Origin of the sequence: Azospirillum ramasamyi, from assembly GCF_003233655.1 — a bacterium.
Taxonomy (GTDB): domain Bacteria; phylum Pseudomonadota; class Alphaproteobacteria; order Azospirillales; family Azospirillaceae; genus Azospirillum; species Azospirillum ramasamyi.
Genome location: NZ_CP029829.1, coordinates 536,695 through 549,930 on the forward strand (window position 1 = coordinate 536,695; position 13,236 = coordinate 549,930).

Below are 13,236 nucleotides of genomic sequence, written 5' to 3' on the forward strand. Positions count from 1 at the left end.
CGGAAGCGAATCCCTCACACCTTCTGCACATAGGGCGGCGGCGGAGTCCCCATGGAAGCCGGCACATAGGGCGCGTCGGCCAGCCCGTTGACCTTGGCGGCCATGATGAAGTCGTTTTCGTGCAGGCCCTTGATCTTGTGGGTCCAGAAGGCGACCCAGCAGTGGCCCCAGCCGAAATGGATGTCGGCGTGGTGGCCTTCGGTTTCGCACAGGGTGCCCACCTGATTGGCGAAGGCCTGGGCCTGGGCGAAGTCGGGGAATTCGAAGTCGCGCTCGATGCGGTCGGGATCCTCCTTCAGGACCCAGCCCGGCACCTGCACCAGATAGGAGGCGGCCATCGCGCGGTCCATCGGCGGTATTCCGCCCCGGCAGGGTTCGCAGGTCTTGCCGGACAGTTCCTGTGTCGCCGGTGCTTGCGGTGTCATCCCGGTTTCTCCCTTGCTTGAAGATTGGCTTGCTTGAAGATTGGCTTGTTGGCGGGTTGGCTTGTTTTGCAGCTTGGGCGGTCTGGGCTAGAAGCTTACCGCTTACAAGCTTGGGTTCCGGCCTGCGCTTCGGCAAGCCCGGCGCCCCGACTGCGCCCATTTGGCAAGATTTCTGGAAGCGATCCGATGACCGACCTGCGCACCGATATGCCCTTCGCCGATTACCAGTACCCGACCAAGCCGGTCGAAGGGCCGCGGCTCGCCATCGTCGGCGAGGCGCCGGGGGCGGAGGAGGCCCGGCAGGGCACCCCCTTCGTCGGTCGCAGCGGCAAGCTGCTGGACGAATCGCTGGCCGCCGTGGGGATCGAGCGGGCGGAATGCCTGGTCGCCAACGTCTTCCGCTATCAGCCGCCGGGCAACAAGGTCGGGCATTTCTTTGCCTCGCGCGCCCGCGCCCGCAAGGAGGGGCGGGAGATCGACGAGAGCTGGGGCGCCTTTGGCACGTCGGACCGGCTGCTGGCCGAGTTCGCCGGCGAGATCGGGCATCTGCGCGCCGCCCTGGCCGAATACCGCCCGTCGGTGATCGTGGCGCTCGGCCGCACGCCGACCTGGGCGCTGACCGGGGAGAACGGCATCCTGCAGCTGCGCGGCAAGCTGCTGCCCTGCCGGCTGCTGGAGGGGGTGGAGGTGGTGCCGACCTTCCACCCCAGCTATCTGCTGCGCGGCCAGCTGGTGGAGCAGCCGACCTTCCTGGCCGACCTGCGGCTGGCCGTGTCGCGCCTCAACCGTTAGGCAGCAGGCGCCAGATCGTCGTTTCGCGGGCCTCCCGGTCCTCCAGTTCCAGCGAGGTCGGGACGGTGTAGGTCGCCAGCCTCTCGACACCGCCGGCCGGGAAATAGGCGCGGCCGGGATCGCCCAGCAGGACCAGCGTTCCGGTTGCCGCGATCTCGCGCAGCCATGCCGTCACCCGGTCGGCCATCGGCTTCTCGTAGCAGACGTCGCCGGCCAGCACGACGTCGATGCCCGGCAGCGGCCGGTCGACCAGATCGGCGCTGACCGCCTTGAGATCCACCCCGTTGGCCTCGGCGTTCAGCGCGATGGCGGCGAGCGAGAAGCGGTCGATGTCGCAGCACTGGACCCGCGCCGCCCCGGCCTTCATCGCGGCGATGCCGACCAGACCGGTGCCTGCGGCGAAATCGAGCACCGACCTGCCGGCCACCAGTTCCGGCCGGTCGAGCACAAGCCGCGCCACCGCTTGCCCGCCCGGCCAAGCGAAGGCCCAGTATGGCGGTGGCAAATTCGTGGCGGCCAAGGTCTCCTCGGTCGCCTGCCAGAGGGGCGTGACCTCGGTGGCAAGATGAAGCTGGATTTCCGGCAACAGCGGGGTGGTCGTCAGCGTCGTGTTGTCGCTGACGAAATCTTGCGGAGAGACGTTGTTCATACGGGGTTTCCCAAGGGACTCCGCTGTTGGGGGTATGCTGGTCGATGGCTTTTGAATGTTACACATTTCAAACGGTGTAGACACAGCTGCGAACCCGTGTTACCCGTTTCCTCCAGGGGAAAACAGAGGGATCTGGGGGAGTCATGCGGCAGAGGGGAACCGCCATCGGCCTTTCGTTTGCGGCTTTGATCGCGCTCAGCCCCCTTACCGTGTCGACGGCTGCCGCACAAGTCGGTGATTGCGTCCGCACCGTCCGCTCCATCTCCGATTTCACGATCCGCGGCGACGCCTGGACCTGGTGGGACACCGCCGCCGGCCAGTATGAGCGCGACAACCGCCCCGCCATCGGCTCCGTTCTCGTCTTCAAGCGCACCGGCCATATGCGCCGCGGCCATGTCTCGCTGGTCAGCGCGGTGATCGACCGCCGCACCATCGAGGTCGACCACAGCTGGATCAATGGCGACGGGCTGCGCCGCGGCATGCGGGTGGTCGACGTGTCCCGCAACAACGACTGGTCCGCCGTCCGCGTCTGGCACGAGCCGACCGATCAGCTGGGCCTGCGCGTCTACGCCGCCTACGGCTTCATCATGCCGGAAGGGGAGGAGGCTTCCCCGCGCGGCGGCCGGATGCTGGATGCCGGCGACCGCGGCATGGACCAGGGCTTCAGCAGCAGCCCGCGCGGCCGCAGCAAGGCCAACGGTCCGCGCATGATGGAAGCGTCGCTGCCCCCGCAGAAGGGCAACAGCGTCTCGGTCCCCGGCCGCAAGCCGCAGAGCCTGCCGGCCACCGCCGTCGCCTCTCACGCCAAGCCGCAGCGCAGCGATGTCGCGGTGCTCCCGGTCCGTAAGCCGGGCGCCTCGAATGCCGCGCCGGCCCCGGTCACCGTCGCCGAGGCCGCGACTCCCGGCAGCCGCCGCACCGTCGCCCCCAGCCGCAAGCCCGGCTCCGGAAACGCCGTCGCCCAGCTGGCGGATACCAACGGGCGTTGAGCGGGTTCGGGCTTTCGGACTTTCAAGTTTTCGGGAAGGGCGGGGCTTTGCTCCGCTCTTTTTCTTTGTGTGGGTGTTTGAGCGTCCTGCCGCCGCTACCGCGATAGGCGCTCTCTCCCTTTGAGGGAGAGGATCGGGGAGGTGCCATCGTCAGCCGACACCGCCCACCAATGCGCCCCTAAATCTTCCCCGCCAGAATCGCGGCCAGAACCAGCCAGCCGAACCAGCGGTTGGACTTGAACTTGTCCAGGCAGTCGCCCTGATCGTCCGGCCACCATGTCGCCACCTGCCAGGCCAGTTGCAGCGCCGCCAGCGACAGAACCGGCAGGAACAGGCCGCCCAAACCGGCGAGACGGCCGGCGATGCCGATTCCGACATAGGTCAGGGTGTAGAAGCCGTAGATCCAGATCTTGCTCTGGTCGCCCAGGCGCAGCGCTGTGGACTTCACGCCGATCCGGGCGTCGTCCTCCTTGTCCTGGTGGGCGTAGATCGTGTCGTACCCCAGCGTCCAGGCGATGCCGGTGACATAGAGCGCCACCGCCGGCCAGCCGACGTCGTTCTGCACCGCGGCCCAGCCCATCAGGGCGCCCCAGTTGAAGGTCAACCCCAGGAAGGCCTGCGGCCACCAGGTGATGCGCTTCATCAGCGGATAGGTGAAGACCAGCGCCAGCGACAGCACGCCCAGCCCGATGGCCGTCATCCCCAGCTGCAGCAGGACCAGCAGCGACACCAGCAGCTGAAGCACCAGGAACACCAACGCCTGACGCACCGACACCTGACCCGACGGAATCGGGCGTGAGCGGGTGCGCTCCACCATCGCGTCGAACTTGCGGTCAAGGATGTCGTTGACGGTGCAGCCGGCGCCGCGCATCAGAACGGCGCCGATCCCGAACAGCGCCATCATCCAGAGCAGCGACGGCCAGTCGCGGAAGGGCTGCGGCATCGCCAGCGCCACGCTCCACCAGCAGGGGAACAGCAGCAGCCATGTCCCGATCGGACGGTCCAGCCGCGCCAGCGTGACATATGGGCGCAGGGGTGCCGGCACCCGGCGGGCTAACCACCCGTCCTGGCGGATGTCGGTGAAGCCGGAGTCGGGTAGAGTGGGGCCGGTGGAGGCGGTGGGCATGACGGCGGCGTTTCCGCTGTGCTATGGAGATGTCTGAACAGGCAATCAGCGCGAAGGTATCGGGCTGCCGCCCCAGCGGCAAGTGCGCTGCCTCGTCCGGGTGCGGGGTGGGTGCGGCAAAAGGCTCCGGCCGGCGCTGTGGCAAATAGAAGGTCTGGGTCTTGTACGCGCCAAAATCGTGCCAATACTGTTTCTTCGTCGTAACCTCAGCGGTTTGCAATCTTAAATGGATATGAACGCAACGCCGGACCGTTTCGCCATCGTCATCGACGACGAGTCGATCATTCTGGCCGGGATGGAGATCATGCTGGACACCTGGGGCTATCAGGTGCTGGCCGCCGAGGATGTTGAAACCGTCCTGGCGAAGCTGCCGGGCCATCCGGCACCGGACGTGATCCTGTCCGATTACCGGCTGCGCGACGGCTGGTCGGGCATCACCGCCGTGCGTGCGGTGCGGGAGGCCTGCGGTGTTGCCGTTCCCGCCATCATCCTGACCGGCGACACCGGCGCCGAACTGATGGCCGCCGCCAAGACCGAACAGCTGCGCATCCTGCACAAGCCCGTCCAGCCGAACGACCTGCGCCGCCAGATCGAAGCGCTGATCGCGCTGGCCTGACGCCGCGCCCCATTCCCGCCATCCGTTTTCCGCGCACCGCACCTGCGCGTTTCCGTCGTCTCTGATGTGCTGACTTGCACGCCCGCAGCCGGCTATAGTCGGCGCCGCCCCGCGGAGACGACGACCATGGCCGACCAGATCAAGACCCGCCTCTATGTGGACAGCCCGCTGGCCGAAGGCCAGTCGGTCGGGCTGGACCACGAGCGCGCCCATTTCCTGCGCCATGTCCTGCGGCTGGACCGCGGCGATCCGGTCGCGGTGTTCAACGGCCGCGACGGCGAATGGCGGGCGATGATCGACGGCTTCGGCAAGGGCTGGTGCTCGCTGACCGTGGCGACCCGCCGCCGGGAACAGGATACGACTCCCGACCTGTGGCTGCTCTTCGCCCCGCTGAAGAAGGGCCGCATCGACTTCGTCGCCGAGAAGGCGACGGAGATGGGGGTTTCCCGCCTCTGGCCGGTCTTCACCCGCCGCACCGATCCCAACCGCGTCAACATCGACCGCCTGCGCGCCAATGCGGTGGAGGCGGCCGAGCAGTGCGAGCGCCTCAGCGTGCCGGAGGTGGGCGAGGCGCTGCCGCTGGACCGCGCGCTGGCCGGCTGGCCGGCCGGCCGCGCGCTCTATCTGTGTGCGGAGGCCGGTTCCGCCCGTCCCATCGCCGATGTGCTGCGCGACGCGCCGCCCGGACCCGCGGCCTTGCTGGTCGGGCCGGAGGGCGGCTTCGACCAGTCGGAACTTGACGAACTCGTCAAACTCCCCTTTGTTGTTCCGGTGGGACTGGGTCCGCGCATCCTGCGGGCCGATACGGCTGTGGTGGCGGCGTTGGCCTGCTGGCAGTCCTTGGCCGGGGACTGGACTGCCGGGGGAAGCGACCGACGTCCGCCTTTCCGCGCGCCGACCCCTTAACCGGCCGCCATCCGGCCGTTCCTCCGACCACTTCCCGCGAGAGACTTCATGTCCGCACCCCCGACCACGCGCGGCGAACCCATCACCGACCGCCGCCAACTGGTGGCCTATCTCGAATCCGGCAGCAAGCCGGCGCCGGACTGGCGCATCGGGACCGAGCACGAGAAGTTCGCCTACCGCACCTCCGACCTGCGGCCGCTGCCCTATGACGGGCCGGACGGCATCCGCGAGCTGCTGACCCGCATGACCCGCTTCGGCTGGCAGCCGGTGGAGGAGAAGGGCAACATCATCGCCCTGGTCCAGGACATGGCCAACATCACGCTGGAGCCGGGCGGGCAGGTCGAGCTGTCGGGAGCGCCGCTGGAGACCCTGCACCAGACCTGCGCCGAGGTGCACCGCCACCTGCGCCAGGTGAAGGAGGTCGGGGCGGAACTCGGCATCGCCATGATGGGGCTGGGCTTCCAGCCGAAATGGACGCGCGACGACATCCCCTGGATGCCCAAGGGCCGCTACAAGATCATGCGCGACTACATGCCGAAGGTCGGCTCTCTCGGCCTCGACATGATGACGCGGACCTGTACCGTGCAGGTGAACCTGGACTTCGCGTCCGAAGCCGACATGGTGAAGAAGTTCCGGGTGTCGCTGGCCCTGCAGCCGATCGCGACCGCGCTGTTCGCCAACTCGCCCTTCACCGAGGGCAAGCCGAACGGCTTCCAGAGCTACCGCAGCCACATCTGGACCGACACCGACCCGGACCGCACCGGCGACATCCCCTTCGTGTTCGAGGACGGCTTCGGTTTCGAGCGCTATGTCGACTATCTGCTCGACACGCCGATGTACTTCGTCTACCGCGACGGCGCCTATATCGACGCGGCCGGCCAGTCCTTCCGCGACTTCATGGACGGCAAGTTGCCGGCGCTGCCGGGCGAGGTGCCGCTGATCACCGACTGGGCCGACCACACCACCACGGCCTTCCCGGAAGTGCGGCTGAAGAAGTATCTGGAGATGCGCGGCGCCGATGGCGGCCCGTGGCGCAGCCTGTGCGCCCTGCCGGCCCTGTGGGTCGGACTGCTCTACGATCAGGCGGCGCTGGATGCGGCCTGGGATCTGGTGAAGGACTGGACGACGGAGGAGCGCGCGCATCTGCGCGCCGAGGTGCCTCGGTCAGGCCTGCGTACCGGTTTCCGCGACCGCAGCGTGCGCGAGGTGGCTCTGGAGGTGGTGGCGATCGCCCGCGACGGTCTGGCGCGGCGCGCCCGCAACGACAATTGGGGCGACGACGAGACCCATTTCCTCGACACCCTGCAGGTCATCGCCGAAACCGGCCGCAGCCCCGCCGACGAGCTTCTGGAGAAGTTCAACGGCCCCTGGGGCGGCAGCGTCGATCCCGTGTTCAAGGAGTATGCGTACTGAGGGGAGCGGTCGCTCCTGCGCCGGCGTTGGCCCCCCACCTCGATCCTCCCCCGCTGGGCGGGGGAGGGGGCAGGGGGCTAACAGGGTGGAGGCAGGGTGGAGGGCTAACGGCCTTTGCTCACGCCGCCACCGGCACATGGGTGATGCAGCTCTTCGAGCACACCTTCGAGCAGCTTTCGCAGCCGATGCAATTGGCCGCCGTCTCCACCGTCATCACCTTCTTCTCGGCCTCGTCGTCGAAGGCGTCGACGAAATCGCCGTCCTCGGTCAGGCCGATCATGTTCAGCACGCCGCGCCCGCAGACCTTGAAGCAGCGGCCGCAGCCGATGCACTGCTTCTGGTCGATGGACTCGACGAATTTCGGGGTCCAGCTCTGACCACCCCGGGTGGTGCCGGTCAGGAACTCAGCCATGGGAATGCTCCTCTCGGAAAAGGCCGCGCCTAAGCTTTTCTAGGGAAATGGTGGAGGTCACGCCTTCTCCAGCGCCTTCAGCGCCGCCCGTTTCTCGGTCAGGGTCTTGAAGGCGTCATAGGTTTCCTGCGCCACCGTCAGGATGCTCTGCCAGTTCTGCGGAAGCTCTTCCGACAGATCGTGCAGGTCCATCTTCTTCTGGGTGGCGCGGGCGTTCAGCTTCCTGATTTCGTCCTTGAGGGCGTCGATGTCGCTCATGGTCGCACTTCCGTTTCTCAGAGGTTCGCGACCTCGGGGTATTTCCTGATCAGCGCGACGGCATCCTCGACCAGCTTGGCGCCGTCGGCGGCCATCTTCTCGATGCTGGGGAAGCCGAAGCGGTGGACATCGCGCAGGGTCTTCGACACCACCACCAGCCGGCCGGTGGTGAGGATCATGCGGCCGAAGCCCTCATGGCTCATCTTCATCATCGGCGAGGCCATCATGCCGGTCTGCTTTTCGACCGTGACGCCGACCGCCTTGTAGAACAGCTCCAGCCGCCACAGCGTATCGGGGTCGGGGTCGCCGATGATCGGGATGGCGGCGCGCGCCTCCTTGTCGAGGATGAAGGGGGCGAGCAGAGCCTCGTCCGGCTTGCCTTCCCAGGCGCCATAGCTGTCCTCGGCACGGAACAGCAGGACCAGCGTCTTCACGAACTGGTCGGCGACCGACAGTTCAGCCACATCAGCCATGCTCAGACCTCCTCATCATCGAAATTGAATTGCGGCGTCTCGCCCATCGCCTTGCGCAGCCAGGGCGGCGGGTTGCCGTTCAGCGTCTGGACCAGCTTGTCGAGCAGGGCCGGGATGGTTTCGGTGGCCTCGACCTTCACCGGATGGATCTTCTTCGCCACCACGCGGGCGGCGGCCGAGGCGCCGATGGCCGACAGATAGATGATGGCGACATCGGCCAGCGCCTCCAGCTTGGGCACCAGCTTGTCCTCGTTGCCGTCCTCGAACATCGAGCCGCCGAACTGGAAGGTCTCCAGAAAGGCATGGCCCTGACGGTCGACCTGATAGACGGCGATGTTCTTGGCCCAGCCGAAATGCGCATCGACGTGCAGCATGTCCTGGGTGCAGAAAGCGACCTTCATCGATCCTCCTTGTGTCGGGCGTGGCTCCTGCACCACGCTCAGGCGGCGTTGCATCCGCATGATCCGCCTCCGCAGCCTTGCGGTTCGCCCGCTTCGTGATGGCCGCTCCCGTGATTCTCGTGGTCCATCTCGCGGGCGAGGAACAGGTTGCCGATCTCGCACAGCATCTCGCGCGTGCCCCGGTAGCCGACTTGGACGCGCAGCCCCGCCCCCAGCCGATCGAACAGCGGCAGGCCCATGCGGTGCAGCGGCACGCCGATCCGCGCCGCCCCCTGCCGCCCGTGCGAATTGGAGATGATCAGGTCGGCGTCGCGGGCCAGCGTCTCCACATCGGAGTGGTCGCCGACCATGATGGTGGCGGCCTTCAGCCGCTCCAGCACCGGGCTTTGCGTCGGCGATACCGCGGCGACGACCTCCGCCCCCATTTCGCCCAGGAAGCCGGTGACGGCGTAGAGCAGGTCGGGCTCCAGAGCGACGGCGATGCGCTTGCGGCTGAAGAAGAAATGCCCGTCCAGCATGGCGTCGACCAGGGGTTCGCGCTGGCGCCGCAGACGGGCCGGCGCCGGCTTGCCCGACAGTTCCATCAGCAGGCGGACCAGCTTGTCCGTCGCCTCCAGCCCGGTCAGCCGGCTGAAGAAATGGCTGGGAACGTCGGTCTTCAGTTCCAGCGCGTTGCCGGCGACCCGCATATGCTCGCCGACCACGATGGTGGCGGCCGAGGCGCCCATGGCGCGGATCTGTTCCACCGTCACGCCGCCCAGCGAGGTGGCGGTGAAGTCGGTCGGCTGGCGCCCCGCCATCGACAGCGACAGGTCGGGCAGGAGGATCGGCGACAGGCCGAAGCCCTCGATGATGTCGCGCAGCTCCTCGACGTCGCCGGGCGACAGGTGGCTGCCGGCCAGCACATTGACCTGGGCCGGGATGCGCACCGGCGAGGGTTCGACCAGCCTCTCCACCATCGCGGTGACCGCGGCGGCGAAGCCGTCCTCGAAGCCGCCGGCGAAGTCGGGGGTGTTGGCGAAGACCAGGGCGGTGCCGGCCATGTCGGGGTTGCGCTGGCGGAACAGCGTGTACTGGCCGCCCATGTCCTCGCCCTTGGTTTCGGTGACGCCGGTGGTGGCGACGCCGATCATGGCGGGCTGGTTGCGCTCGACGATGGTGCGGATCGCCTGTTCCAGATTGTCGTAGCCGCCGAGGATGGTGGAGACCTGATCCATCGCCGTGGTCTGCAGCGGGATCGCCTCGCGGAAATGGCGGACCAGCAGGACCAGCCCGAAGGCGGTGCAGCCCTGCGACCCGTGGAACAGCGGCAGGCAGCGGTCGACCCCGAGATAGGCCAGGGCGGCGCCCAGCGGCTGGCTCATCTTCAGCGGGTTGGTCGAGGCGGCCTTGGCGGCGGAGGGGAAGCGCTGGATGTGCGACATCGGCCTTACTCCGCCGCCAGAAGGGTGGAGGACGGGCCGGACTCCCAGGGCGCCGGCTGGCGGACCTGGCCCCAGATCGGATTGGACAGCGTCTTGTCGATCTCCTCGCAGAGATTGACGATGCCGTCATAGCCGGCATAGGCGTGGTGGCGTTCCTGGTTGATGTCGAGCCAGGGAACCTTGGCCTTCAGCGAGATGAACTGCGACCGGCCGCCGGACATTATGATGTCGGCCTGGTTGTCGGTCAGCATCTTGTAGATGTCGCGCGGCTTCAGGTCGTCCCACTGGTGGAACTCCTCGCCCTTCATCTTCCTGATGCGCTCCTTGTCCTCCTTGGTCGACTTCTTGGTGGAGGTGCCGAGGATGGTCAGCCCGGCGCCTTCCAGCGCGCTGACCATCGACCAGCTCTTGACCCCGCCGGTGAACAGGAGGACGCGCTTGCCCTCGAAGCGTGGCTTGTAAGGCTCCAGCCGGCGCCAGACGCGGCTTTCCTCGCGGGCGATGACGCCCTCCGCCCGGTCGATCAGGCCCTTGTCGGCGCCGCGCTCCACCAGCATGCGGGTCATGGTGCGCAGGGTGTCCGACATGTCGGAGACGCCGTAGAAGGAGCCCTCGAAATAGGGGATGCCGTAGCGCTCCTGCATCTTGCGGCCGACATTCACCAGCGCCTGGCTGCACACCATCATGGTGACGCGGGCGCGGTGGGCCTGGGCGACCTCCTTGTAGCGGCCGTCGCCGGAAATGCAGGACAGCAGGCGGATGCCGATCTCGTCGAGCAGCGGCTTGACCAGCCACAGCTCCCCGGCGAGGTTGTATTCACCGATGATGCAGACATCGGTGGGGGTGGTGTATTCCGGCTCCACCGTGCCGATGACATGCTCCAGCAGGGCTTCGCCGGCCAGCTTGTTGCCGAGATTCTTCGACCCGACGAAGCCCGGCGCATCCACCGGGATCACCGGCTTGCCCAGCTTCCTGGTGGCGAACTTGCAAACCGCGGCGATGTCGTCGCCGGTCATGGCGGGCACGCAGGTCTGATAGACGAAGACGGCCGGCGGATCGTATTGCTGAACGATCTCTTTGATGGCGCGGTAGAGCTTCTTCTCGCCGCCGCCGATGACGTCCAGTTCCGACAGGTCGGTGGTGAATCCGGTGCGGTAGAGCTGCGGACCCGAGGATTGCGTGCCGCGATTGTCCCAGCTGTTGCCCAGGCACGCGATGGGGCCATGGACCAGATGGGCGGCGTCGGCGATCGGCTGCAGCACGATCATCGCGCCGTCATAGGCGCAGCCGCCGGCCGCCGCCCCGGGCTTCAGGGACTTGGTGCAGCCCTTCTTCTTCTCCTTGGCCGACTTGGCTTGGTTGGTCGCGCAGCCCGGTTCGTTGAAGACGTCCTGGATCTTGTCCTGGAGCATGCCCGCTCTCCCATCCTGGCGCCGGAAATGGCTCTGCGGAGATGAAATGCAGGCGGCGTGCCAGAGGATAAGGCGTTGATTGGAAAGGATTGTCCGGTTTTCCTGCCCTGTCCGATAGCTGACAATCGGCCGGCTTGGCGGAGGGCTTGTCGGGTGTCTCACATCGCATCGGCCGGCTTGGGAAGGTCGGCGTGCAGTGCGGGGACGGCCCCGGATGCACAAAAGGAAAGCCCGGAGCGCGCCGTCGCCGACGCTCTCCGGGCTGGGAAGGTTGCCGCCGGGGCGGGGGGATGGAGACCCCGGCCCGACGGGTGGGCTGGAACCGATGCCTGGGTTGCGATGCCTGGGTTGCCGCCGGCGTGCCGGTCAGCGGATCAGGTCGAACGAGTAGTCGGTCTGGCCGACGATGTTGGTGTTGGCGTCGATGTCCTCGAAGATCCGGTCGAGGATTCGCACCAGCACGTTCAGCGCGCCCTGGTAGCCCCAGGTCGGGTAGCGGTGGTGGTGGTGGCGGTCGAAGATCGGGTAGGTCAGGCGGATCAGCGGAACCTTGGTGTCGCGTTCCAGATACTTGCCGTAGCTGTTGCCGATGATGTAGTCCACCTTGTCGGTGAAGATCAGCGAGCGCAGGTGCCACAGGTCCTTGCCGCCATAGGCCGCACCCGAGGCGCCGAAGGGCGAGCCGTCCAGCACCTTCTGGACCTGCTTCTCCCACTTCTTGGAGCCGGAGGTGGACAGGATGTGCACCGGCTCCGCACCCAGCTCCAGCAGGAACTTGGTCATGCCCAGGCAGAAGTCCGGGTCGCCGTAGACGGCGAAGCGCTTGCCGTGCAGGTGGGTGTGGCTGTCGGCGATGGCGTCGACCAGACGGCCGCGCTCCAGCTTCAGGCTGGCCGGCACCGGCTTGCCCGACAGTTCCGCCAGCTTCAGCAGCAGTTCGTCGGTGGCGGTGACGCCCATCGGGTAGTTGAACTTGGCGACGTCCTGGCCCTTTTCCTTGCAGAACTGCAGGGTCTGGGTGGTGTTGTACTCCTGCATGGAGAGGGTGGCCTTGGCGTGCAGGGCCGCCTTGGTCTCCTCGATGGTGGTGCCGCCGTCATACATGCGGTACTCGCCATCCATCGGCGTGTCGAAGTTGTCGGACACGTCGGACAGGATCTGCAGCTTCAGGCCGAACTCGCCGGCGATGCGCTTCAGTTCGCGGTTGTTGCCGACGGCGAAACCGTCGAAACCCGGGATCAGGTTGATCTGCTCGGTCTTCGGGGTGTCGAAATTCTCCGAATTGCCCCAGAAGCTGCTCAGGATCCCCTTCATCATGTTGTCGTAGCCGACGATGTGGCTGCCGACGAAGGCCGGGGTGTGGGCGAACGGCACCGGGAAGTCGGCCGGCACGCTTTCCTTGTTCTTCGCGTTGGCGATGAAGCCCTGCAGGTCGTCGCCGATGACTTCGGCCATGCAGGTGGTCATCACCGCGATCATCTTCGGCTTGTAGAGCGCATAGGCGTTCGCCAGGCCGTCGATCATGTTGTTCAGGCCGCCGAACACCGCCGCGTCTTCCGTCATCGACGAGGAGACCGCGCTGTTCGGCTCCTTGAAGTGGCGGGTCAGATGGGTGCGGTAATAGGCGACGCAGCCTTGGCTGCCGTGGACGAAGGGCAGGGTGCCCTCGAAGCCCTGGGCGGCGAACATCGCACCGATCGGCTGGCAGGCCTTGGTCGGGTTGATGACGACCGCTTCACGGGCGAAGTTCTTCGCCTTGTATTCCTCGGACTTGGTCCATTCGGAGACGCGGGCGACCTCCTCGTCCGAATGGCCGTATTCGAACTCGGCCTTCTTCTTCTCGAACATCGCCGCGTATTCGGGCTGCCGGAAGAGGGTGTAGTGGTCGAGGACCTTGTCGGCGCTCTGCGAAAGCTTGTCGGTCATTCTCAAATTCTCCT

15 protein-coding genes are annotated in these 13,236 nt (G+C 66.8%); 5 read left to right on the forward strand and 10 right to left on the reverse strand.

Features of this window, described 5'->3' with window-relative positions:
- Positions 1–14: 14 nt before the first annotated feature.
- Entirely contained in the window at positions 15–425 is a 411-nt protein-coding gene (locus DM194_RS02480) for a 4a-hydroxytetrahydrobiopterin dehydratase (protein ID WP_111065767.1), read from the reverse strand.
- A gap of 186 nt (positions 426–611) precedes the next feature.
- On the opposite strand from DM194_RS02480, the gene DM194_RS02485 reads away from it, so the two are divergent.
- Positions 612–1,217, forward strand: coding sequence for a uracil-DNA glycosylase (locus DM194_RS02485; RefSeq protein ID WP_111065768.1), 606 nt, complete (start codon positions 612–614; stop codon positions 1,215–1,217).
- On the opposite strand, the gene DM194_RS02490 is transcribed toward DM194_RS02485, so the two are convergent.
- Positions 1,207–1,866 carry a class I SAM-dependent methyltransferase gene (locus DM194_RS02490; RefSeq protein ID WP_111065769.1) on the reverse strand — a complete coding sequence of 220 codons (660 nt, stop codon included), beginning with the start codon at positions 1,864–1,866 and terminating at the stop codon, positions 1,207–1,209. The two genes, DM194_RS02485 and DM194_RS02490, sit on opposite strands and share 11 nt — an antisense overlap.
- A gap of 209 nt (positions 1,867–2,075) precedes the next feature.
- Between DM194_RS02490 and DM194_RS02495 the strand changes: the two genes are divergently transcribed.
- On the forward strand, positions 2,076–2,855 hold the full coding sequence (locus DM194_RS02495; RefSeq protein ID WP_246024253.1) for a CHAP domain-containing protein: 780 nt from the start codon (positions 2,076–2,078) through the stop codon (positions 2,853–2,855).
- A 178-nt stretch (positions 2,856–3,033) separates the two neighbouring features.
- Here the strand turns inward: DM194_RS02495 and ubiA are convergent, their stop codons facing one another.
- Positions 3,034–3,981: a 4-hydroxybenzoate octaprenyltransferase gene (ubiA, locus tag DM194_RS02500; protein ID WP_111065771.1), complete on the reverse strand. Its 948-nt coding sequence runs from the start codon at positions 3,979–3,981 to the stop codon at positions 3,034–3,036.
- Positions 3,982–4,207: 226 nt separating this feature from the next.
- On the opposite strand from ubiA, the gene DM194_RS02505 reads away from it, so the two are divergent.
- The 3 genes from DM194_RS02505 (at position 4,208) to DM194_RS02515 (ending at position 6,916) form a co-directional block, all read left to right on the forward strand.
- Positions 4,208–4,597: a response regulator gene (locus DM194_RS02505; protein ID WP_111065772.1), complete on the forward strand. Its 390-nt coding sequence runs from the start codon at positions 4,208–4,210 to the stop codon at positions 4,595–4,597.
- Between the two features lie 126 nt (positions 4,598–4,723).
- On the forward strand, positions 4,724–5,503 hold the full coding sequence (locus tag DM194_RS02510) for a 16S rRNA (uracil(1498)-N(3))-methyltransferase (RefSeq protein ID WP_111065773.1): 780 nt from the start codon (positions 4,724–4,726) through the stop codon (positions 5,501–5,503).
- Positions 5,504–5,551: 48 nt separating this feature from the next.
- The gene (locus DM194_RS02515) at positions 5,552–6,916 is read left to right on the forward strand and encodes a glutamate--cysteine ligase (protein ID WP_111065774.1); all 1,365 of its coding nucleotides are present in this window, start codon (positions 5,552–5,554) and stop codon (positions 6,914–6,916) included.
- Positions 6,917–7,034: 118 nt separating this feature from the next.
- Here DM194_RS02515 and fdxB read toward each other — a convergent pair whose 3' ends face one another.
- The 7 genes from fdxB to nifK form a co-directional block, all read right to left on the reverse strand.
- On the reverse strand, positions 7,035–7,328 hold the full coding sequence (fdxB, locus tag DM194_RS02520; RefSeq protein WP_111065775.1) for a ferredoxin III, nif-specific: 294 nt from the start codon (positions 7,326–7,328) through the stop codon (positions 7,035–7,037).
- 57 nt (positions 7,329–7,385) lie between these two features.
- Positions 7,386–7,586 (reverse strand): CCE_0567 family metalloprotein, encoded by a 201-nt coding sequence (locus DM194_RS02525; RefSeq protein ID WP_111065776.1) that lies wholly within the window; start codon positions 7,584–7,586, stop codon positions 7,386–7,388.
- Between the two features lie 17 nt (positions 7,587–7,603).
- On the reverse strand, positions 7,604–8,059 hold the full coding sequence (locus DM194_RS02530; RefSeq protein WP_111065777.1) for a NifX-associated nitrogen fixation protein: 456 nt from the start codon (positions 8,057–8,059) through the stop codon (positions 7,604–7,606).
- 2 nt (positions 8,060–8,061) lie between these two features.
- Positions 8,062–8,460 (reverse strand): nitrogen fixation protein NifX, encoded by a 399-nt coding sequence (gene nifX, locus DM194_RS02535; protein WP_111065778.1) that lies wholly within the window; start codon positions 8,458–8,460, stop codon positions 8,062–8,064.
- A gap of 38 nt (positions 8,461–8,498) precedes the next feature.
- Positions 8,499–9,884, reverse strand: a complete 1,386-nt coding sequence (gene nifN, locus DM194_RS02540; protein WP_111065779.1) for a nitrogenase iron-molybdenum cofactor biosynthesis protein NifN — start codon at positions 9,882–9,884, stop codon at positions 8,499–8,501.
- Between the two features lie 5 nt (positions 9,885–9,889).
- The gene (gene nifE, locus DM194_RS02545; protein ID WP_111065780.1) at positions 9,890–11,296 is read right to left on the reverse strand and encodes a nitrogenase iron-molybdenum cofactor biosynthesis protein NifE; all 1,407 of its coding nucleotides are present in this window, start codon (positions 11,294–11,296) and stop codon (positions 9,890–9,892) included.
- 366 nt (positions 11,297–11,662) lie between these two features.
- Positions 11,663–13,222, reverse strand: coding sequence for a nitrogenase molybdenum-iron protein subunit beta (gene nifK / locus DM194_RS02550; RefSeq protein ID WP_111065781.1), 1,560 nt, complete (start codon positions 13,220–13,222; stop codon positions 11,663–11,665).
- Positions 13,223–13,236: the final 14 nt, after the last annotated feature.

Bases quoted from the DNA above. Each gene is read 5' to 3' on its own strand.
- DM194_RS02480 (WP_111065767.1), bottom strand. From the start codon at position 425: ATGACACCGCAAGCACCGGCGACACAGGAACTGTCCGGCAAGACCTGC.
- DM194_RS02485 (WP_111065768.1), top strand. From the start codon at position 612: ATGACCGACCTGCGCACCGATATGCCCTTCGCCGATTACCAGTACCCG.
- DM194_RS02490 (WP_111065769.1), bottom strand. From the start codon at position 1,866: ATGAACAACGTCTCTCCGCAAGATTTCGTCAGCGACAACACGACGCTG.
- ubiA (WP_111065771.1), bottom strand. From the start codon at position 3,981: ATGCCCACCGCCTCCACCGGCCCCACTCTACCCGACTCCGGCTTCACC.
- DM194_RS02505 (WP_111065772.1), top strand. From the start codon at position 4,208: ATGGATATGAACGCAACGCCGGACCGTTTCGCCATCGTCATCGACGAC.
- DM194_RS02510 (WP_111065773.1), top strand. From the start codon at position 4,724: ATGGCCGACCAGATCAAGACCCGCCTCTATGTGGACAGCCCGCTGGCC.
- DM194_RS02515 (WP_111065774.1), top strand. From the start codon at position 5,552: ATGTCCGCACCCCCGACCACGCGCGGCGAACCCATCACCGACCGCCGC.
- fdxB (WP_111065775.1), bottom strand. From the start codon at position 7,328: ATGGCTGAGTTCCTGACCGGCACCACCCGGGGTGGTCAGAGCTGGACC.
- DM194_RS02525 (WP_111065776.1), bottom strand. From the start codon at position 7,586: ATGAGCGACATCGACGCCCTCAAGGACGAAATCAGGAAGCTGAACGCC.
- DM194_RS02530 (WP_111065777.1), bottom strand. From the start codon at position 8,059: ATGGCTGATGTGGCTGAACTGTCGGTCGCCGACCAGTTCGTGAAGACG.
- nifX (WP_111065778.1), bottom strand. From the start codon at position 8,460: ATGAAGGTCGCTTTCTGCACCCAGGACATGCTGCACGTCGATGCGCAT.
- nifN (WP_111065779.1), bottom strand. From the start codon at position 9,884: ATGTCGCACATCCAGCGCTTCCCCTCCGCCGCCAAGGCCGCCTCGACC.
- nifE (WP_111065780.1), bottom strand. From the start codon at position 11,296: ATGCTCCAGGACAAGATCCAGGACGTCTTCAACGAACCGGGCTGCGCG.
- nifK (WP_111065781.1), bottom strand. From the start codon at position 13,222: ATGACCGACAAGCTTTCGCAGAGCGCCGACAAGGTCCTCGACCACTAC.